Here is an 18,747-nt window from a genome sequence, read left to right as displayed (position 1 = left end):
CACAGGGTCCGGCGGCAGGGTCGGTGCCGTTGTGGACCCACAGGTCGAACCGCACCCCCTCCATGGGCCAGAATGAGCCCGTGCCTTCCCTGTTGCTGATCGAGGACGACGACGCCATCCGCACGGCCCTGGAGCTCTCACTGACGCGCCAGGGTCACCGGGTGGCCACCGCTGCTAGCGGTGAGGACGGTCTGAAGCTGCTGCGCGAGCAGCGGCCGGACCTGATCGTGCTGGACGTGATGCTGCCCGGCATCGACGGGTTCGAGGTGTGCCGGCGCATCCGGCGCACCGACCAGCTGCCGATCATCCTGCTGACCGCGCGCAACGACGACATCGACGTGGTCGTCGGTCTCGAGTCGGGCGCCGACGACTACGTGGTCAAACCCGTCCAGGGCCGGGTGCTGGACGCCCGGATCCGGGCCGTGCTGCGGCGCGGGGAGCGGGAGTCCAGCGACTCGGCGAGCTTCGGCAGCCTGGTCATCGACCGTTCCGCGATGACCGTGACGAAGAACGGGGAGGACCTCCAGCTCACGCCGACCGAGCTGCGGCTGCTGCTCGAACTGAGCCGGCGGCCGGGACAGGCCCTGTCCCGGCAACAGTTGCTGCGGCTGGTGTGGGAGCACGACTACCTGGGCGACTCCCGGCTGGTGGACGCCTGCGTGCAGCGGCTGCGCGCCAAGGTCGAGGACGTGCCGTCGTCCCCGACCCTGATCCGTACCGTGCGGGGTGTCGGCTACCGGCTGGATCCGCCTCAGTGACACAGGAACACCAGGGGGGTTCACGCGGCTGGGCCGCGGCTCGCAAGGGAGTCTGGGCCGGGCTGCGCTTCACCAGCCTGCGTCTCAGGCTCGTCCTCGTCTTCGGTCTGGTCGCGCTCACCGCGGCCGTCTCCGCGTCCGGCATCGCCTACTGGCTGAACCGGGAGGCGGTGCTCACCCGCACCCAGGACGCCGTGCTGCGGGGCTTCGAGCAGGAGATGCAGAACCGCGCCGGCGCGCTGCCGGAGAACCCCTCGCAGGACGAGTTGCAGCACACCGCGGGGCAGATGGCCAACAGCAGCCAGCGGTTCAGCGTGCTGCTGGTCGCCGAGAACTCCGACGGGAAGACCGTGTACGGCAGTTCCGGCGGGCTGGGCGGCTTCTCGCTGGCCGACGTGCCCGAGTCGCTGCGCACCGCGGTGAACAAGGAGCAGAAGGTCACCTCGGCCAACAAGCACCCGTACCACCTGTACTGGCAGCGGATCACCGAGGACGACACCCCTTACCTCGTGGCCGGGACGAAGGTGATCGGCGGCGGGCCGACCGGCTACATGCTCAAGACGCTGGAGCCGGAGGCCAAGGACCTGAACTCGCTCGCCTGGTCGCTGGGGATCGCCACCGGGCTCGCCCTGCTCGGCTCCGCGCTGCTCGCCCAGGCGCTGGCGACGACCGTGCTCAAGCCGGTGCACCGGCTGGGGGTGGCGGCGCGGCGCCTCGGCGAGGGCAAGCTGGACACCCGGCTGCGGGTGTCCGGCACCGACGAACTGGCCGATCTGTCCCGGACGTTCAACAGCGCCGCCGAGAACCTGGAGAAGCGGGTGGCGGACATGGCGGGCCGGGAGCAGGCGTCGCGGCGCTTCGTGGCGGACATGAGCCATGAGCTGCGTACGCCGCTGACGGCGATCACGGCCGTGACGGAGGTGCTGGAGGAGGAGCTGGAGTTCGAGGGCGGCGGCTTCGACCCGATGATCGAGCCCGCGGTCCGGCTCGTGGTGAGCGAGACGCGGCGGCTCAACGACCTCGTGGAGAACCTGATGGAGGTCACCCGCTTCGACGCGGGCACGGCCCGGCTGGTCCTGGACGACGTGGACGTGGCCGACCAGATCACCGCCTGCATCGACGCCCGCGCCTGGTTGGACGCCGTCGACCTGGACGCCGAGCGCGGCATCCACGCCCGGCTCGACCCGCGCCGCCTGGACGTGATCCTGGCCAACCTGATCGGCAACGCGCTCAAGCACGGCGGGTCGCCGGTGCGGGTGTCGGTGGCGCGGGCGGACGACGAGGTCGTCATCCGGGTGCGGGACCACGGGCCGGGCATCCCCGAGGACGTCCTGCCGCACGTCTTCGACCGCTTCTACAAGGCGAGCGCCTCCCGGCCGCGCTCCGAGGGCAGCGGGCTCGGCCTGTCCATCGCCCTGGAGAACGCGCACATCCACGGCGGTGAGATCACCGCCGAGAACCACCCCGAGGGGGGCGCGGTGTTCGTGCTGCGGCTGCCGCAGGACCCGTCGCCGCCGACGGACGGGGACGAGGACGGGGCGGACGGCGGGGGCGCCGACGGTTCCGCCGGTTCCTCGGGCTCCCCGGGCTCCCCGGGGTCCCAGGGAGACGAGGCCAAGGGCAAGGACGCGAAGGGACAGGTCTGATGACCGTACGCCGCCTGCCGGTCCGTCCGGGGCCGGCCGTGCTGGGTGTGCTGGCGCTGCTGCTCACCGGGTGCGGCATCCGGGCCACGGAGGTGCCCACCGACTTCGGTCCGGCGCCGTCGCGGGTGCGCTGCTCGCTCGCCGAACCGGACGTGTCCGAGCGGGCCGCCTCGGGTGTGCCGGTTCAGGTGTTCCTGCTGTGCGGTTCGTCGCTGGTGGCCGTGGACCGGACGATGCAGGTGCCGGACACCGCGGCGGACTCCGGGCGGCGGGCGCTGGTGGCGCAGGGACTGCTCGACGAACTGGCGCAGCCGCCGTCGGCCGCGGAGAAGCAGGCCGGTTACACCACGGACGTGCACGGCGAGGTCGCGGTGACCGGCCCGCGCACCGGCGACCCCGAGGACACGCTGCGGCTGAGCACCGCCCCCGACGACCTCACCTCGTACGCGCTGGCCCAGCTCGTGTGCACCTTCTCCGACTCGGCGGCGGCCGAGGGCGACGGCTCCGTCATCCTGGCCGGCCCCTCCGACGCGCCCGCGCGCCGCTACTCCTGCACGGACGAGGTCCGGGCCCGGCCGGGCAGCAACGAGCCGCCGTCCACCGAGGTCACCGACGGCTGACGGGCGGGAGCGCCACCGGGGCCCGTAGTAGGGCGCCGGGCCCCCTCCCGTCCGGTCGAGGGCGTGGGCCCGGGGCCGTGCGGCGTGGGCCGTGTGGCGCAAGCCTCACCCTTGCGTGGGAGGGGCCGGAACCGCGCGCGGCGGCGGCCGCGTCTAGGGGGGCGTGCAGCGTCATGGGTTCCTCGGCGGCAGCGCCACGCTCCGCATCCGTGTGACAGGAAGTGTTCTCCTGGTCGCACATCTCGCGTTCGTCGCCTGGTACACGCTGCGGCCGCTGGACGTCCCCTGGGTGCTGCCGCCGAACCTTCAGCCCTTCGACGGGATCCGCGCCGATCTGGCGCTGGGCTGGCCCGCGGCGGCGCGGGCCATCGGCGGGTCGATGGCGCTGCTGGCGCCACTGGGCGTGCTGCTGCCGGTGGCGGGGGGCCGGCTGACCGTCTCGCCGCTGGGCTCGCTGCTGCGCACCACGGCCGCGGGGGCCCTGTTGTCGCTGGGCATCGAGCTGCTTCAGACCGGGGTGCCCGGCCAGGTCGTCGATGTCGACTCACTGCTGCTGAACACGGCCGGCGTGGCCCTCGCGCACCTCGCCGTCGTCCCCGCGGGCCGTGCCCGGCTCCGTCGCGGGTCCGAGCGGGGGCGGCGGGAGGACGTCCCCCAGGAGGAGCCCACTCAGGGTCGGACCCCGACGATTCCCAGGGTCGGTATCGCCCCGTAGAGCGACGCTTTGTTCCGTTCGTCTCCGTAGCGTGGAGGGCAGATGAAGGGGAAGCCGACCAGGCAGACCCCGCCACACGCAGACGAAGGAGCCGCGATGTCCCGCCTCGCCCGCCCCACCAACGGCCGCATGATCGGCGGAGTGTGCGCCGCGCTGGCCCGGCGCTTCGGCACCTCCACCACCACGATGCGGGTGATCTTCCTGGTCTCCTGCCTGCTGCCCGGTCCGCAGTTCCTGCTCTACCTCGCTCTGTGGATCCTGCTGCCGTCCGAGGAGAAGGCGGCGCGCACGGCCTGGTAGGCCGTCACACGCACCTCCCTCCGGTACGCCGAAGGGGCGCACCCGGGGACACCGGGTGCGCCCCTTCCGGCGCGTCGGGAGGGCGCGGGTCAGCCGCCGAGCGGGATGCCGTTGACCGGCAGGCCCTGGGTGGGCAGGCCCTGGGCCGGCAGACCGCCGAGAAGTCCGGCGACCGGCTTGGTCGGGTTGTCGGCGAGCTGCTGCTCGACGACCTTCTCGACGAACGGCGGCGCGGAGGTCAGACCCGTGTTGGAGAGGTGGCGGCCCTGCTCCACGACGTTGGCCACGCCGGGTGCCACCTGGGAGACGGCGTCGGCCGGGAGCGTCCGAGCGACGGAGTCCACCGTCTTGGTGGCGTCCGGGAGCTCCGGGGCCGCGGTGGCCGCGCCCGCGCCGGCGGCGGCGAAGGCGGCGCCGAGGGCGGCGACACCGAGGGTCTTGGCAGCAGACTGCTTCATGAAATGCGTCCTCGAATGGAATGACGGGGATGTGAGCGGTCCTCGACCGTAAACACGCACCGCGTCCGGCGGCAAACATCGAAATGCGGACGGATTGTGAAAGCCCGCCCGCATTTCCGTATTACCGTCCCCGTTCCATCAGCCCTTCTCCTCGACAAAACCGCTGGTGGAAGCCGTCTGCTGGAACAGCCATTCGGACTTCAACTCGGCATATCCGGGCTTGATGACGTCATTGATCATGGCCAGTCGTTCATCGAAAGGGATGAACGCTGATTTCATCGCATTGACGGAGAACCACTGCATGTCGTCGAGCGTGTAACCGAACGCGTCGACAAGGTGCTCGAATTCACGGCTCATGCTGGTGTGGGACATCAGCCGGTTGTCCGTGTTCACCGTGGCACGGAAGTGCAGCCGGCGCAGCAGGCCGATCGGGTGCTCGGCGTACGAGTCGGCCGCGCCGGTCTGGAGGTTGGAGCTGGGGCACAGCTCCAGGGGGATGCGCTTGTCCCGGACGTAGGAGGCGAGCCGGCCGAGCTTGACCGTGCCGTCCTCGTGGACCTGGATGTCGTCGATGATGCGCACGCCGTGTCCGAGCCGGTCGGCGCCGCACCACTGAAGCGCCTGCCAGATGGACGGCAGGCCGAAGGCCTCACCCGCGTGAATGGTGAAATGGTTGTTCTCACGCTTGAGGTACTCGAAGGCGTCGAGGTGCCGGGTGGGCGGGTAGCCGGCCTCCGCGCCCGCGATGTCGAAGCCGACGACTCCGAGATCGCGGTAGCGGTTGGCGAGTTCCGCGATCTCCAGGGCGCGCGCGGCGTGCCGCATGGCGGTGAGCAGGGCGCCGACGCGGATGCGGTGGCCGCTGACGCGTGCGCGCCGCTCGCCCTCCCGGAAGCCCTCGTTGACGGCCACGACGACCTCCTCGAGGCTGAGCCCGCCCTCCAGGTGCTGCTCGGGGGCGTAGCGCACCTCGGCGTAGACGACGCCGTCCTCGGCGAGGTCCTCGGCGCACTCGGCGGCGACCCGGACCAGGGCGTCGCGGGTCTGCATGACGCCGACGGTGTGGGAGAAGGTCTCCAGGTAGCGCTCCAGCGAACCGGAGTCGGCGGCCTGGCGGAACCAGGTGCCGAGCCGGTCGGCGTCGGTCTCCGGGAGCTTCGAGTAGCCCGTGGCCCGGGCGAGTTCGACGACCGTGCCGGGACGCAGCCCGCCGTCGAGGTGGTCGTGCAGCAGAACCTTCGGCGCCCGGCGGATGTGGTCCGGCGTCGGAGTCCTCGCGCTGGTCTTCGCGGTGCTCTGGCTCGTCATTTCCGCACTCTAACTCCTACGCGCGTAGAGCACCGGGCGAACGCACGGACCCGCGGAACGCGCCGTGCGGGGCCGGGGTTTACGGATGCGTCGATATGTAACGGTGACTGCGAGGACGGGTGGCGTACACCCGGTCTTCTGAGAATGTTCTGCCATGGCACAGCAAGCGACGCCGGTCCGTCGGGCCCGGCTGGGGCGAACGCTCGGTCCGGAGCGGACGGCGGTGAGCGGGGTGGTGCTGCTGCTCCCCGGCGGGGACGAGGTCTCCGGCCGCAGACCGTCTCCGTTGCTGGCGGCGGCTTCCGTGCGCGCGCTCGGGCGCCGGCTCGCGCGCGCGGGGCGGGACGAGGGCCTGGCCGCGCACGTCGTGCACTACCGCTACCGCGGCTGGAACGGTGCGGAGGCCCACCTCGCCCGCGACGCCGACTGGGCCGCCGAGGAGGCCGTACGGCGCTACGGCGACGTGCCCGTCTGTCTGGCCGGCATCGGCATGGGCGGACGGGCCGCGCTGCGCGCTGGCGGGCACGAGGCCGTCAACTCCGTGCTGGCGATCGCCCCTTGGCTGCCCGACGAGGACATGGCCGCACCCCCCGAACCGGTGAAGCAGCTCGCCGGGCGTCAGGTGCTGATCGTGCACGGCACCAACGACGAACGCAGCGACCCCGAGCTGTCGTTCCGGCTGGCCTCCCGGGCGAAGAAGGCCAACCGCGCGGTGTGCCGGTTCGAGGTCCACTCCGACGGTCACGGTCTGCGCCACTACCGGGACGAAGTCGCCGCGCTGGCCGAGGATTTCGTGATGGGCGCGCTCTTCGGGCTGCCCTTCTCGCGTCCGGTGGAGGACGCGCTGGCGGCTCCCCCGCCGCTGGGGCTGCGGATGCCGTTGGCGGTGGGGTTCGGTAAGTCGTTGCGGCGGTAGGTCCGTGGTCGGTCGCGGCGGCACGGCGGCGATCAGTTCGGCAGGAGGTGCCCCCTCCTCGACAGCAGGAACTTCTTGAAGGCCGCCACCGGAGGCGTGTCCGTGCGTCCCGCCAGCCAGGCCACGCCGATCTCCCGGGCGGCGCGCGGCGCGGTGACCGTCAGTTCCACCACGCCGGGCCGGGGCACCGCGGGCGGCGGCAGGAGCGCGACGCCGAGACCGGCGGCGACCAGGCCGCGCAGGGTCTCCGCCTCCTCGCCCTCGAAGGCCACCCGCGGCCGGAAACCGGCCTCCTTGCACAGGGCGTCGGTGATGCGGCGCAGGCCGTAGCCGGGCTCCAGGGTCACGAAGTTCTCGTCGGCGGCCTCGGCGAGGCGGATGCGCCGCCGGCCGGCCAGGCGATGGTCGGCCGGCACGACCAGCCGCAGCTTCTGCTCGTCCAGGCGGCGGGTGACCAGGTCGGGGGCGTCCGGGACGGGGGACGTCAGGCACAGGTCGAGTTCGCCGGCGCGCAGCCGCTCCAGCATCGCCTCGGCGTAGTTCTGCACGAGGCTGAAGCGGACCCGGGGGTGGTCGGCGCGGAAGGCGTGCAGCAGGCCGGGTACGGTCTCGGCGCCCATGGTGTGCAGGAAGCCGAAGGCGACCTTGCCGGTGGCCGGGTCGGCGTCCGCGCGGACCTCCTCGGCGGCCCGCTCGACCTCGGCGAGGGCGCGTTCGACGGAGCCGAGGAAGGTGCGGCCGGCGACGGTCAGCGCGAGGGTGCGGCCGCGGCGGACGAACAGGTCGACACCCAGGTCCGCCTCGAGGCGGACGAGGGCCCGGGAGAGCGTCGACTGGGGGACGTTCATCTCCTGCGCCGCCCGGGTGACGTGCTCGGTACGGGCCACGCCCGCGAAGTGCGCGAGGCGGGGCGCGAGCAACATCACGATGTCTTCCGTGTCACCGGACGATGACAGACGCGTCCGTGAGCTCTGCTGATGCACCATGGGAACGATTATGGCCGTTCCATGCATTGGACGGATGAGTCAGCGGCTCCTTACGGTCACGGTATGACTCCCGCCGATACCGGGGCGTCCACCACCGTGGGCGCCGCTGCCTCCGTCTCCACCCCCGACGTCCCGGGCACACCCGACGTCTCCGACTCGCGCACGGCCCCGGGCGGCCCCGGCTACCGCCGCATGAGCCTCGCCCTCTTCCTCGCGGGCGTCGCGACCTTCGCCCTGCTCTACTCCACCCAGGCGCTGCTGCCGCTGATCTCCGGCGACATGGGCGTCACGGCGAGCGACGCGAGCTGGACGGTGGCCGCCGCGACCGGCGGCCTGGCGGTGTTCGTGCTGCCGATGAGCGCCCTGTCCGAGCGGTTCGGACGCCGTACGGTCATGACGGCGTCACTGGCGGTCGCGGTGACCGTCGGGCTGCTGGTCCCCTTCGCCCCGTCGCTGCCGGCGCTGGTCGCGCTGCGCGCGGTGCAGGGCGCGGCGCTGGCGGGGCTGCCCGCATCGGCGACCGCGTACCTCGCGGAGGAGGTCACCCCGCGTGCTCTGGTGACGGCGATCGGCCTGTTCGTCGCGGGCAACAGCGTCGGCGGGATGAGCGGCCGGGTCATCACCGGCTGGGTCGCCCAGGAGTGGGGCTGGCGGGTCGCCGTCGGCGTGATCGGCGTCGTGGCGGTGGCGTGCGCGGTGGCCTTCCGGATGCTGCTGCCGGCGCCGAAGCACTTCACGCCGGGCTCACTGCGCCCGCGCGTCCTGGCCCGCACGGTCCGCGACCACCTCTCCGACCCGCTGCTGCGCCGCCTGTACGCGATCGGCGCGCTGTTCATGACGGTGTTCGGCGGCGTCTACACGGTGATCGGCTATCGCCTGACGGAGGCCCCGTTCTCGCTCCCGCAGGGCGTCATCGGCTCGATCTTCCTGGTCTACCTGGTGGGCACGGTCTCGGCGTCGACGGCGGGCCGCCTGGTGGGACGCCTGGGCCGGCGCGGGGCGCTGTACCTGGGCGGCGGCACGACGGCGGCGGGCCTGCTGCTGTCGCTCGCCCCGTCCCTGCCGCTGGTCCTGCTGGGCCTGGTGCTGATCACGGCGGGCTTCTTCGCCGGGCACGCGGTGGCGTCCTCGGCGGTGAGCCGGACGGCCACGCACGGCCGGGCGCAGGCCTCGGCCCTGTACCAGTCCGCGTACTACATCGGCTCCAGCGCGGGCAGCACGGTCGGCGCGATGGCCTTCCACTCGGGCGGCTGGGCCGGGACGGTCGGCGTCGGTCTGCTGGCGGTGCTGGGCGTCGTGGCGATCACGGTGGCCGGGTCGCTGGCGGCGCGGCGTACGGGCGGGGGCGTGCCGGCGCGGGCCTGAGGCCCACCTTCCTCACCTGCGGGTTTCTCGACTGCACAGGCCATTGTCAGTCCCCTGCGGTAGCTTCCGAAGTGCGAGGCGCGAAGACGCGCACGACGGGAACGCCACAGGGGTGGGTGGACGATGACCAACGGCACCGTGACGACGGAGCTGGATGCCGCGCTGGAGAAGCACCGGGTCGAGCTGACGGGGTACTGCTACCGGATGCTCGGCTCCTCCTTCGAGGCCGAGGACGCGGTCCAGGACACCCTGGTCCGCGCCTGGCGGAGCTACGACAAGTTCGAGGGCCGCTCCAGCCTCCGCTCCTGGCTCTACCGGATCGCGACCAACGTGTGCCTGGACATGCTGACCGCGGGCAACAAACGGGCCCGGCCGATGGACCTGACGGAATCGACGCCGCTCGCCCAGGCCGCCCTGTCCCCCCGCCCGGACAACACCTGGCTGGAGCCGATGCCCGACGCCCGCGTGCTGCCCTCGACCGCCGACCCGGCCGAGGCCGCCGTCGCCAAGGAGTCGGTGCGCCTCGCCTTCATGGCCGCGCTCCAGCAGCTGCCGCCCAAGCAGCGGGCGGTGCTGATCCTTCGCGAGGTGCTGGCGTGGCGGGCGAGCGAGGTCGCCGAGCTGCTCGGCACCACGGTCGCCTCCGTCAACAGCGCCCTGCAGCGCGCCCGCGCGACCCTCGCCGAGCGGGAGGAGCGGGGTGACACGGCGGCGGTCTCCGACCCGCTGGACGAGGAGCAGCAGAAGCTCCTGGAGCGCTATGTCGCGGCCTTCGAGGGCTACGACATGACGGCGCTGACGGCGCTGCTGCACGAGGACGCGGTCATGACGATGCCGCCGTTCGACCTGTGGCTGGCCGGCCCGGCGGACATCACCGGCTTCATGACGACCCTGGGCGCCGCGTGCGCGAACTCGCGGCTGGTGCCGGTCAACGCCAACGGGCTGCCGGCGTTCGCGCACTACAAGCCGGACCCGGAGGCGGGCGGCTACGCGCCGTGGGCCGTGCAGGTGCTGGAGATCTCAGACGGCCGCATCACCGGGTTCCACTGCTTCCTCGACACCAAGCGGTGGTTCCCGCTGTTCGACCTGCCGCTCCGTCTCGAAGCGGAGGCCGACGAGGTCGAGTAGGGCGTGCAGCGCGGGGTCGGGGTCGCGCAGCCGGATGCGGCCCCCGGCCCGGCGGGCGGTGAGTTCCAGGCGGGCCAGCAGGTCGACGACGGCGAGCCCCGGCGGTCCCAGCCCGCCGACGTCGCAGACGACCACCCCGGCCCGGGTGCTTTCCAGCAGCGCGCGCACCTCGTCGCAGAGCCGGGGTGTCTCCCCTCGGGAGACGGGCCCCGGCAGCACGAGTACGGCGGGTGTCACGGCGTCCACGTGCGGTAGACCGGGGGTGCACCGGGAACTCATCGGTGCCCGCCATCAGAGATCACATTGACGTGCGCACACCCTCCCCCGGAGGGTTTGCTGTATGCCCCACGCATCCCCTCCCCCCGCCCCGCTGTTCCCGCTCCCTCCGCTCGGCGGGGAGGTGCCGTGCAAGGGGTGCTGACCGGCTTCGCGGTCATCGCGGTCGTCATCGCCGTGGGGTACGTACTGGGGGTGCGGGGACATCTGGGCCCGCAGGGACGTGAGGTCCTGACCAAGCTCGCCTTCCACGTGGCCTCCCCCGCCCTGCTGTTCACCACCCTGGCGACGGCCGACCTGTCGGTGGTCTTCTCCAGCCGTCTGCTGGTCACGGCACTGTCCACGGCGGCGGTGGCCGGGGTGTTCGTCGCGGTGGGTGTGGCACGGCGCTGGGGCGCGGGCCGCACCACGATCGGCGCGCTCTGCTCCGGCTACGTCAACTCCGGCAACCTCGGCATCCCGATCGCCGTGTACGTCCTGGGCGACGCCTCGCTGGTGGCGCCGGTGCTGCTGTTCCAGCTGGTGCTGGTGACTCCGGTGGCGGTGACGATCCTGGACCTGTCCGGAGGGGGCGGGAAGGGCCCGCTGTGGCGGCGGCTGCTGACGCCGGTGCGCAATCCGATAGCCGTCGGCTCGCTGGCGGGCGTCGCGGTGGCGGCGAGCGGGCTGCGCGTGCCGGCCCCGGTGATGGACCCGCTGACCCTGATCGGCAACATGTCGGTCCCGGCGGTCCTGCTGGCCTTCGGCATCGGCCTGTGCGGCTCCACGATGCCGCTGCGGGGCGTGGAACGGCGGCCCGTGCTGCTGGCGGTGGCGCTGAAGACGGTGGGGCAGCCGGCGGTGGCCTGGGCGCTGGCGTCCGGGGTCTTCGGACTGCGGGGCGCCCAACTGCTCGACGTGGTGGTGACGTCGGCACTGCCCGCGGCTCAGAACCTGTACACGTACGCGTCGACGTACGGGGTGGGCGAGCGGCTGGCCCGGGACGCGATCCTGGTGTCGACGGTGGTCTCGGTGCCGGTGCTGGTGGGGGTGGCGGCGGTGCTGGGGTGAGTCAGCGTCCAGGGAACTCACAGGTGTGCAGCGTGCACCCGAAGGGAGCCGGCAACACGACCTGATCGCCCACTTCCCCTGCTGAGGCCTTGGACGATCTCCACCTTGCAGCCCTTCGGGGCCCCTGTTCGACGCCAGACCCAGACGGTCTCGTCCCACACGTTGCCGGCCAGGATGTAGTCACCCCCGAATTCCGCATCCCGTCAGTGAACATGCCGAACGGGACCGGTGGCGGTCCACCGGTCCCGTTCACCCGATCGAGGAAACCCCTGGTCAGGCGATACGTTCCAGCACCACCGGCGAGGCGGTGAAGTCCGTGCCCGCCGGAGCCACGTCGTAGGAACCCTCCACCGCCGCGAGCGCGTACTCGAAGCGGTCCGGGGTGTCGGTGTGGAGGGTCAGGAGGGGCTGGCCCTCGGTGACCGTGTCGCCGGGCTTGGCGTGGAGTTCGACGCCCGCCGCGGCCTGCACCGGGTCCTCCTTGCGGGCGCGGCCCGCGCCCAGGCGCCAGGCGGCGACGCCGATGTCGTAGGCGTCGAGGCGGGTCAGGACGCCGGAGGCGCCCGCCTTGACGACGTGCTGCTCCTTCGACGTGGGGAGCGGGGCGTCCGGGTCGCCGCCCTGGGCGGCGATCATGCGGCGCCAGACGTCCATCGCGGAGCCGTCGGCGAGGGCCTTCGCCGGGTCGGCGTCGGGCAGGCCCGCCGCGTCCAGCATCTCCCGGGCCAGGGCCAGGGTCAGCTCGACCACGTCGGACGGGCCGCCACCGGCCAGGACCTCGACCGACTCGCGGACCTCCAGGGCGTTGCCCGCGGTGAGACCGAGGGGGGTGGCCATGTCCGTGAGGAGCGCTACCGTCTTCACGCCGTGGTCCGTGCCGAGGCCGACCATCGTGGAGGCCAGCTCGCGGGCGTCCTCGATCGTCTTCATGAAGGCGCCCGAGCCCACCTTCACGTCCAGGACCAGGGAGCCGGTGCCCTCGGCGATCTTCTTGGACATGATGGAGGAGGCGATCAGCGGGATCGCCTCGACCGTGCCGGTCACGTCGCGCAGGGCGTACAGCTTCTTGTCGGCGGGGGCGAGGCCGTCACCGGCCGCGCAGATCACCGCGCCCACCCCGTCCAGGACGTTCAGCATCTCCTCGTTGGAGAGGAGGGCGCGCCAGCCGGGGATCGACTCCAGCTTGTCCAGGGTGCCGCCGGTGTGGCCGAGGCCGCGACCGGAGAGCTGCGGGACGGCCGCGCCGCAGGCCGCCACGAGGGGCGCCAGCGGCAGGGTGATCTTGTCGCCGACGCCGCCCGTGGAGTGCTTGTCGGCGGTGGGGCGGGACAGGGTCGAGAAGTCCATGCGCTCGCCGGAGGCGATCATCGCGGCGGTCCAGCGGGCGATCTCGCCGCGGTTCATGCCGTTGAGCAGGATCGCCATCGCGAGCGAGGACATCTGCTCGTCGGCCACCGCGCCGCGCGTGTAGGCGTCGATGACCCAGTCGATCTGCTCGTCGCTGAGTTCGCCGCGGTCACGCTTGGTGCGGATGACGGAGATGACGTCCATGGCCATACCTGGCTTTCCTTACGGGGGTGCGGGGGGTTACTTGGTGAGGTGGTCGGGGCCGAAGGCCTGCGGGAGCATCCGGGACAGCGGGAGAATCCCCTCCGGCGTCTCCAGCAGCAGCTCCGGGCCGCCGAACTCGTACAGCAGCTGCCGGCAGCGGCCGCACGGGACGAGGACCGCCCCGTGGCCGTCGACGCAGACGAAGTGCGTCAGCCGGCCGCCGCCGGTCAGCTGGAGCTGGGAGACGAGCCCGCACTCGGCGCACAGGCCGATGCCGTAGCTGGCGTTCTCGACGTTGCAGCCGGTGACGGTGCGGCCGTCGTCGACCAGGGCGGCGGCGCCGACGGCGTACCCGGAGTACGGGGCGTAGGCGCGGGCCATCGCCTCGCGGGCCGCGGTGCGCAGCGCGCCCCAGTCGACGTCCGTCACTTGCCCTGTCCCTTCCGGTACTGCATGCCGTTCGCCTTCGGCATCCGCAACCGCTGTGCGGACAGCGCGAGGACGACGAGGGTGACGACGTACGGCGTGGCGGAGACGACCTGGTTGGGGACGTCGTCCGTGCCGGCGTACCAGGCGAAGACCAGGGCGCCGACGAGGACCGTGATCGCGGCCTTGACGTACTTCTTGCGGATCGCGAGCCAGATGGCGCCGGCGATCAGCAGCAGCGCGCCGAGCAGCAGCAGGGCGTGCACGTTGGCGGAGCCGCCGCGCAGGTTGAGGCTGTCGGTGTAGCCGAAGAGGCCGGCGCCGATGGCGAGGCCGCCCGGCATCCAGTTGCCGAAGATCATGGCCGCGAGACCGATGTAGCCGCGGCCGCTGGTCTGGCCCTCCAGGTAGAAGGGGTTGGCGACGATGGAGAGGAAGACGCCGCCGAGGCCGGCCAGGCCGCCGGAGATGATCACGGCGAGGTACTTGTACTTGTAGACGTTGACGCCGAGGGACTCGGCGGCGACCGGGTTCTCGCCGCAGGAGCGCAGGCGGAGGCCGAACGGGGTGCGCCACAGGATGTACCAGCTGGCCGGGATCAGCGCGACGGCGATCAGGGTCAGCCAGGACACGTGGGTGACCAGGCCGCCGAGCAGGCCGGCGATGTCGGAGACGAAGAACCAGTGCTGGTCGTTGAGGCTCTTCAGGCCGTCGGAGAGGCCCGGCACCGAGAAGTGGCCCAGCGAGTCGACCGGCGGGGACTGCTTGGCGGAGCCTCCCTGGTGGCCCTCGAAGGCGAGCGGGGCCAGGTAGCGGGTGGCGCCGAGGGCGAGGATGTTGATGGCCACGCCGGAGACGATGTGGTTGACGTTGAAGGTGATCGTCACGATGGCGTGCAGCAGGCCGCCGAGGCAGCCGCCGATGATGCCGACCAGGACGCCGGTCCACGGGCCCCACTGGAAGCCGGCCCAGGCACCGAACCAGGTGCCGAGGATCATCATGCCCTCGAGGCCGATGTTGACGACGCCCGCGCGCTCGGCCCACAGACCGCCGAGACCGGCGAGGCCGATCGGCACGGCGAGCTGGAGCGCGGTGGACATCTGACTGACGTTGGTGATGCCGTTGGCGCCGGTGATCAGGCGGACGATGGAGGTCAGTGCCAGGGCACCGGCGATGATCAGCAGCAGGACGGGCAGCGAGATCCGGCGGCCGGCCGGGGCCCCGTGCTCCAGCGTGGGCTGGTTGAGGTCGGTTGCGGTGGTCATCGGCCAGCCACCTCCTTCTTGGTGTTGTCGGTGGCGCCGAGGACGTGACCGGCGGCCAGCTCCGCGCCGACACGGCGCTGCTGGCGGCGCAGGCCCCACTCGCGGACGGCCTCGTAGGAGACGACGACCGAGAGGACGATCAGGCCCTGCATGATGACCGCGATCTCCTTGTCGTAGCCGTGGAAGTCCAGCTCGGGGCTGGCCTTGTCGAGCCAGGCCCACAGCAGGGCGGCGAAGGCGATGCCGACGGGGCTGTTGCGGCCGAGCAGGGCGATGCCGATGCCGAGGAAGCCGATGCCGGTGGGGAAGTTGAGGCTGTAGGTGTGGGTGTCGCCGAGGAGGATCGGCAGGCCCGCGAGGCCGGCGAGGCCGCCGGAGATCAGCATGGCGGTCAGGACCATGCGCTTGGGGTCGACACCGCTGGCCGCGGCGGCCGACTCGGAGGCGCCGGAGGCGCGCAGGTCGAAGCCGAAGCGGGTGCGGTTGAGGACGACCCAGTAGCCGATGCCGAGGAGGACGGCGAGGATCACCAGTCCGTAGATCTCGCCGGCCGCGCCCATGTCGATGCCGGGGATCCAGCCGGACTCGTGCATCTCGCCGGTGGTGTTGTTGTTGCCGATCTTGACGCCGAAGACGTCCGGCAGCCACAGGTAGCCGATGACGGAGGTCGCGATGGCGTTCAGCATGATCGTCGCGACGACCTCGCTGACGCCGCGGGTGACCTTGAGGACGCCGGCGATGCCGGACCAGAAGGCGCCGGTGAGGACGGCGGTCAGCAGGAGGAGCGGGATCTGGAGGAAGGCGGGGAGGTTCGCGTGGGCGCCGACGATGGCGGCCATCATGGCGGCGAGCTGGTACTGGCCGTCGACGCCGATGTTGAACAGGTTCATCCGGAAGCCGATGGCCACCGCGAGGGCCGCGATGTAGTACATCGACGCCTGGTTGATGATCAGGACCTGGATGTCGGAGAACCCGGCCTGCTCGAACATCAGGGCGAACGGTTCGACCGGGTTCTTGCCCGAGGCGATCAGGACGATCGCGCTGAGCACGAAGGCCACGGCGAGCGCGATGACCGGTCCGGCCACCGCGAGGAGCACGCGCTCCTTGTCGAACTTCTTCATCAGCGGGCCTCGTCTTCCGCGCCCGTGCCGCCGTCGGCCGGGGTCTCTTCGTGTTCGAGATGTCCGGAGGCGGCGCCGGTCATCGCCGAGCCCAGCTCCTCGGGGGTGATGGTGGCCGGGTCGGCGTCCGCGACCAGCTTGCCGTCGTAGATCACCCGGAGGGTGTCGGACAGGCCGATCAGCTCGTCCAGGTCGGCGGAGATCAGCAGCACGGCCAGGCCCTCGCGGCGGGCCTCGCGGATGTGGTCCCAGATCGCGGCCTGCGCGCCGACGTCCACACCGCGGGTGGGGTGGGCGGCGATGAGGAAGCGCGGCTTGTGGCTCATCTCGCGGCCGACGATCAGCTTCTGCTGGTTGCCGCCGGACAGGGAGGCGGCGGTGACGTCGATGCCGGGGGTGCGGACGTCGTACGTCTCGACGATGCGGCGGGTGTCCTCCTGGGAGCCCTTCGGGTCCAGCCAGACGCCCTTGCTGTTGGGCTTCTCGGTGACGTGGCCGAGGATGCGGTTCTCCCAGAGGGGTGCCTCCAGGAGCAGTCCGTGGCGGTGGCGGTCCTCGGGGATGTAGCCGACACCCTGCTCGCGGCGCTTGCGGGTGGGCAGCGCGGTGATGTCCTCGTCGAGGAAGCGGATGGTGCCGGAGTCGGCGTGGCGCAGGCCGATGAGCGCGTCGACCAGCTCGGTCTGGCCGTTGCCCTCGACGCCGGCGATGCCCAGCACCTCGCCGGCGTGGATGGTGAAGGAGATGTCGTCGAGCAGGGCCTTGCCGCCGGGGGCCGCGAGGCGCAGCTTGTCGACGGTGAGGACCTCGCGGTCGGTGACCGTGGACTCGGCGGTCTCGGGGGTGGGCAGCTCGCTGCCGACCATCAGCTCGGCGAGCTGGCGCGGGGTGGTCTCGGCGGGGACGGCGGTGCCGACCGTCGTACCGCGCCGGATGACGGTGATGTCGTCGGCGACCGAGAGGACCTCGCCCAGCTTGTGGGAGATGAAGATGACGGACAGGCCCTCGGCCTTCAGTTCGCGCAGGTTGTCGAAGAGCGCGTCGACCTCCTGCGGGACCAGGACGGCGGTGGGCTCGTCGAGGATCAGCGTGCGGGCGCCGCGGTAGAGGACCTTGAGGATCTCCACGCGCTGGCGGGCGGCGACGCCGAGTTCCTCGACGAGGACGTCGGGGCGCACGCCGAGGCCGTACCGCTCGGAGATCTCCTTGATCTTCCGGCGGGCCTTGGCACCGATGCCGTACAGCTTCTCGCTGCCGAGGACCACGTTCTCGAGGACGGTGAGGTTGTCGGCGAGCATGAAGTGCTGGTGGACCATGCCGATGCCGCGGGCGATGGCGTCGGCGGGCGAGGAGAAGCTCACCTGCTCGCCGTCGATCGCGATGGTGCCCTCGTCCGGCTTCTGCATGCCGTAGAGGATCTTCATCAGGGTCGACTTGCCCGCGCCGTTCTCACCGACGAGGGCGTGGACGGTGCCCTTGCGGACGGTCAGGTGGATGTCGTGGTTGGCCACGACGCCGGGGAAACGCTTGGTGATCCCGGCGAGCTCGACGGCGGTCACCGATCCGTTGACCGCCGCTTCGGCCGGAGGGCTGCTGGACGCGTTGATGGCGCACTCTCCATGGGGACGGGGGCCGTCTACGCGCGTAGCGCCCCTACGGCATCTAAAAGCGGCGGCGGCACATCGACACGACGGGGTACGAGGAGGGGACCCGGAGGTTCCTCCCCGTACCCCGTCGAGCGGTGCGACCACCGCGGTTACACGCTGTTCGAGGTGTTGCTGCTCAGCTGCTCTTGACCTTGATCTCGCCGCTGACGATCTTCTCCTTGGCCGTCTCGATGGCTGCCTGGAGTTCGGCGTTGTCCGCGAACTTCGGGTTGGAGTTCGAGAGGCCGACCTCGCCGGACTTCAGATCGCCCCGAACGATACCGGTCTCGGGCTTGCCGTCCTCGACCGACTTCGCGAGGTTGTACACGGCCTTCGCGACGTCCTTCGTGGCCGAAGTCAGGATCCAGTCCTTGTACTTCGCGAGGGCTTCCTGCTTGTACTGGTCGGAGTCGACGCCGATCGCCCACACCTTGTTGGCGGCGGCGGCCTCGATGACGCCCTGACCGGAGAGACCGGCGGCCGCGTAGACGACGTCGGCCTTCTTCTCGATCTGGCCCTCGGCGGCGGTCTTGCCCTTGTCGGGGCTGGAGAAGCCGCCCTCCTCCGCGGTCTGCGTCAGGTACTGCGAGACGACCTTGACCTTGGGGTTGGTGTCCTTGACGCCCTGCTCGTAGCCGGCCTGGAACTTGTGGATCAGCGGGATGTCCACGCCGCCCACGAAGCCGACCGTGTTGGTCTTGGTGCTCTTGGCGGCGGCGACACCGGCGAGGTAGGAGGCCTGCTCCTCGTTGAAGACGAGGTCGGCCACGTTCTTCGCCTCGATCGTGGCGTCGTCCACGATGCCGAAGGTGGTGTCCGGGTACTTCTCGGCGGCGCTCTTCAGCGCGGCGGCGTACGCGTAGCCGACGCCGACGACCGGGTTGTAGCCCTGCTTGGCCAGCGAGACCAGGCGCTGCTCCTTGTCGGCGTCGGTCTCGCCGTCGGTGGGCTCGACGTCGGCGGTCTCGTAGCCGAACTCCTTCTTCGCCTGCTCCAGGCCCGCATACGCGGCGTCGTTGAAGGACTGGTCGCCCTTGCCGCCGACGTCGTAGGCGATGGCGAGACCCTTGTCGCCCTTGGACTCCGACCCGGAGGAGGTCGAGGTGCCGCCGCAGGCGGAGAGGGCGAGGGCCAGGGAGGCGGTCGCTGCGCCTGCGACCGTGATCCGGGAAATCCGGCGCATGTCTGGTGCTCCTGTCGTACAAGCGCCGG

The 18,747-nt window shown here is 71.6% G+C and carries 19 protein-coding genes; 9 read left to right on the top strand and 10 right to left on the bottom strand.

The genetic code is table 11. The features are described from left to right. The first annotated feature begins 80 nt into the window (after positions 1 to 80). The 5 genes from afsQ1 (at position 81) to ACLIN4_RS22115 (ending at position 4,039) form a co-directional block, all read left to right on the top strand. Positions 81 to 758: a two-component system response regulator AfsQ1 gene (gene afsQ1 / locus ACLIN4_RS22135; RefSeq protein WP_029394402.1), complete on the top strand. Its 678-nt coding sequence runs from the start codon at positions 81 to 83 to the stop codon at positions 756 to 758. Continuing rightward, positions 755 to 2,404 carry a sensor histidine kinase gene (locus ACLIN4_RS22130; protein ID WP_107478722.1) on the top strand — a complete coding sequence of 550 codons (1,650 nt, stop codon included), beginning with the start codon at positions 755 to 757 and terminating at the stop codon, positions 2,402 to 2,404. Before afsQ1 ends, ACLIN4_RS22130 begins: the two co-directional genes overlap by 4 nt. Continuing rightward, complete coding sequence (locus ACLIN4_RS22125; RefSeq protein ID WP_107478721.1) at positions 2,404 to 3,024, top strand: hypothetical protein; 621 nt, start codon at positions 2,404 to 2,406, stop codon at positions 3,022 to 3,024. Before ACLIN4_RS22130 ends, ACLIN4_RS22125 begins: the two co-directional genes overlap by 1 nt. A 163-nt stretch (positions 3,025 to 3,187) precedes the next feature. Beyond that, on the top strand, positions 3,188 to 3,739 hold the full coding sequence (locus ACLIN4_RS22120) for a VanZ family protein (RefSeq protein ID WP_289904458.1): 552 nt from the start codon (positions 3,188 to 3,190) through the stop codon (positions 3,737 to 3,739). A 96-nt stretch (positions 3,740 to 3,835) separates the two neighbouring features. Further along, positions 3,836 to 4,039: a PspC domain-containing protein gene (locus tag ACLIN4_RS22115; protein WP_100046691.1), complete on the top strand. Its 204-nt coding sequence runs from the start codon at positions 3,836 to 3,838 to the stop codon at positions 4,037 to 4,039. 89 nt (positions 4,040 to 4,128) lie between these two features. Here the strand turns inward: ACLIN4_RS22115 and ACLIN4_RS22110 are convergent, their stop codons facing one another. Then, the gene (locus tag ACLIN4_RS22110) at positions 4,129 to 4,497 is read right to left on the bottom strand and encodes an ATP-binding protein (RefSeq protein WP_107478719.1); all 369 of its coding nucleotides are present in this window, start codon (positions 4,495 to 4,497) and stop codon (positions 4,129 to 4,131) included. Positions 4,498 to 4,635: 138 nt separating this feature from the next. Then, a complete protein-coding gene (locus ACLIN4_RS22105; protein WP_411576142.1) occupies positions 4,636 to 5,805 on the bottom strand; it encodes an adenosine deaminase in 1,170 nt (389 codons plus the stop codon). A gap of 154 nt (positions 5,806 to 5,959) precedes the next feature. On the opposite strand from ACLIN4_RS22105, the gene ACLIN4_RS22100 reads away from it, so the two are divergent. Continuing rightward, a complete protein-coding gene (locus tag ACLIN4_RS22100) occupies positions 5,960 to 6,721 on the top strand; it encodes an alpha/beta hydrolase (protein ID WP_100046694.1) in 762 nt (253 codons plus the stop codon). 32 nt (positions 6,722 to 6,753) lie between these two features. Here ACLIN4_RS22100 and ACLIN4_RS22095 read toward each other — a convergent pair whose 3' ends face one another. Further along, entirely contained in the window at positions 6,754 to 7,707 is a 954-nt protein-coding gene (locus tag ACLIN4_RS22095; protein ID WP_100046695.1) for a LysR family transcriptional regulator, read from the bottom strand. A gap of 63 nt (positions 7,708 to 7,770) precedes the next feature. On the opposite strand from ACLIN4_RS22095, the gene ACLIN4_RS22090 reads away from it, so the two are divergent. Beyond that, positions 7,771 to 9,072, top strand: a complete 1,302-nt coding sequence (locus ACLIN4_RS22090; RefSeq protein WP_107478718.1) for an MFS transporter — start codon at positions 7,771 to 7,773, stop codon at positions 9,070 to 9,072. 123 nt (positions 9,073 to 9,195) lie between these two features. Beyond that, positions 9,196 to 10,200, top strand: coding sequence for a sigma-70 family RNA polymerase sigma factor (locus tag ACLIN4_RS22085; protein WP_100046697.1), 1,005 nt, complete (start codon positions 9,196 to 9,198; stop codon positions 10,198 to 10,200). On the opposite strand, the gene ACLIN4_RS22080 is transcribed toward ACLIN4_RS22085, so the two are convergent. Beyond that, the gene (locus ACLIN4_RS22080; RefSeq protein WP_100046698.1) at positions 10,093 to 10,479 is read right to left on the bottom strand and encodes an STAS domain-containing protein; all 387 of its coding nucleotides are present in this window, start codon (positions 10,477 to 10,479) and stop codon (positions 10,093 to 10,095) included. The two genes, ACLIN4_RS22085 and ACLIN4_RS22080, sit on opposite strands and share 108 nt — an antisense overlap. A gap of 126 nt (positions 10,480 to 10,605) precedes the next feature. On the opposite strand from ACLIN4_RS22080, the gene ACLIN4_RS22075 reads away from it, so the two are divergent. Beyond that, positions 10,606 to 11,526 (top strand): AEC family transporter, encoded by a 921-nt coding sequence (locus ACLIN4_RS22075; protein ID WP_100046699.1) that lies wholly within the window; start codon positions 10,606 to 10,608, stop codon positions 11,524 to 11,526. A 273-nt stretch (positions 11,527 to 11,799) separates the two neighbouring features. On the opposite strand, the gene ACLIN4_RS22070 is transcribed toward ACLIN4_RS22075, so the two are convergent. The 6 genes from ACLIN4_RS22070 to ACLIN4_RS22045 all read right to left on the bottom strand — a co-directional run bounded on the left by ACLIN4_RS22070 (position 11,800) and on the right by ACLIN4_RS22045 (position 18,718). Further along, entirely contained in the window at positions 11,800 to 13,083 is a 1,284-nt protein-coding gene (locus ACLIN4_RS22070) for a thymidine phosphorylase (protein ID WP_107478717.1), read from the bottom strand. A gap of 30 nt (positions 13,084 to 13,113) precedes the next feature. Then, positions 13,114 to 13,506: a cytidine deaminase gene (locus ACLIN4_RS22065; protein ID WP_019330083.1), complete on the bottom strand. Its 393-nt coding sequence runs from the start codon at positions 13,504 to 13,506 to the stop codon at positions 13,114 to 13,116. Next, a complete protein-coding gene (locus ACLIN4_RS22060) occupies positions 13,503 to 14,768 on the bottom strand; it encodes an ABC transporter permease (protein ID WP_107478716.1) in 1,266 nt (421 codons plus the stop codon). The genes ACLIN4_RS22065 and ACLIN4_RS22060 overlap by 4 nt, the downstream gene beginning before the upstream one ends. Then, complete coding sequence (locus ACLIN4_RS22055; protein ID WP_019330081.1) at positions 14,765 to 15,889, bottom strand: ABC transporter permease; 1,125 nt, start codon at positions 15,887 to 15,889, stop codon at positions 14,765 to 14,767. Before ACLIN4_RS22055 ends, ACLIN4_RS22060 begins: the two co-directional genes overlap by 4 nt. Further along, positions 15,889 to 17,448, bottom strand: coding sequence for an ABC transporter ATP-binding protein (locus ACLIN4_RS22050; protein WP_100046702.1), 1,560 nt, complete (start codon positions 17,446 to 17,448; stop codon positions 15,889 to 15,891). Before ACLIN4_RS22050 ends, ACLIN4_RS22055 begins: the two co-directional genes overlap by 1 nt. Before the next feature lie 223 nt (positions 17,449 to 17,671). Continuing rightward, a complete protein-coding gene (locus ACLIN4_RS22045) occupies positions 17,672 to 18,718 on the bottom strand; it encodes a BMP family lipoprotein (protein ID WP_100046703.1) in 1,047 nt (348 codons plus the stop codon). Positions 18,719 to 18,747 lie beyond the last annotated feature (29 nt).

The sequence above is a fragment of the Streptomyces mutabilis genome (assembly GCF_046628145.1).
GTDB lineage: Bacteria > Actinomycetota > Actinomycetes > Streptomycetales > Streptomycetaceae > Streptomyces > Streptomyces mutabilis.
Note: the sequence above shows the minus strand (reverse complement) of the source record. Positions and strands in the feature narration are given on the sequence as shown.

Bases quoted from the DNA above. Each gene is read 5' to 3' on its own strand.
- ACLIN4_RS22070 (WP_107478717.1), bottom strand. From the start codon at position 13,083: ATGGCCATGGACGTCATCTCCGTCATCCGCACCAAGCGTGACCGCGGC.
- ACLIN4_RS22055 (WP_019330081.1), bottom strand. From the start codon at position 15,889: ATGAAGAAGTTCGACAAGGAGCGCGTGCTCCTCGCGGTGGCCGGACCG.
- ACLIN4_RS22085 (WP_100046697.1), top strand. From the start codon at position 9,196: ATGACCAACGGCACCGTGACGACGGAGCTGGATGCCGCGCTGGAGAAG.
- ACLIN4_RS22080 (WP_100046698.1), bottom strand. From the start codon at position 10,479: ATGAGTTCCCGGTGCACCCCCGGTCTACCGCACGTGGACGCCGTGACA.
- ACLIN4_RS22045 (WP_100046703.1), bottom strand. From the start codon at position 18,718: ATGCGCCGGATTTCCCGGATCACGGTCGCAGGCGCAGCGACCGCCTCC.
- ACLIN4_RS22060 (WP_107478716.1), bottom strand. From the start codon at position 14,768: ATGACCACCGCAACCGACCTCAACCAGCCCACGCTGGAGCACGGGGCC.
- ACLIN4_RS22090 (WP_107478718.1), top strand. From the start codon at position 7,771: ATGACTCCCGCCGATACCGGGGCGTCCACCACCGTGGGCGCCGCTGCC.
- ACLIN4_RS22105 (WP_411576142.1), bottom strand. From the start codon at position 5,805: ATGACGAGCCAGAGCACCGCGAAGACCAGCGCGAGGACTCCGACGCCG.
- ACLIN4_RS22095 (WP_100046695.1), bottom strand. From the start codon at position 7,707: ATGGTGCATCAGCAGAGCTCACGGACGCGTCTGTCATCGTCCGGTGAC.
- ACLIN4_RS22100 (WP_100046694.1), top strand. From the start codon at position 5,960: ATGGCACAGCAAGCGACGCCGGTCCGTCGGGCCCGGCTGGGGCGAACG.
- ACLIN4_RS22110 (WP_107478719.1), bottom strand. From the start codon at position 4,497: ATGAAGCAGTCTGCTGCCAAGACCCTCGGTGTCGCCGCCCTCGGCGCC.
- ACLIN4_RS22125 (WP_107478721.1), top strand. From the start codon at position 2,404: ATGACCGTACGCCGCCTGCCGGTCCGTCCGGGGCCGGCCGTGCTGGGT.
- ACLIN4_RS22115 (WP_100046691.1), top strand. From the start codon at position 3,836: ATGTCCCGCCTCGCCCGCCCCACCAACGGCCGCATGATCGGCGGAGTG.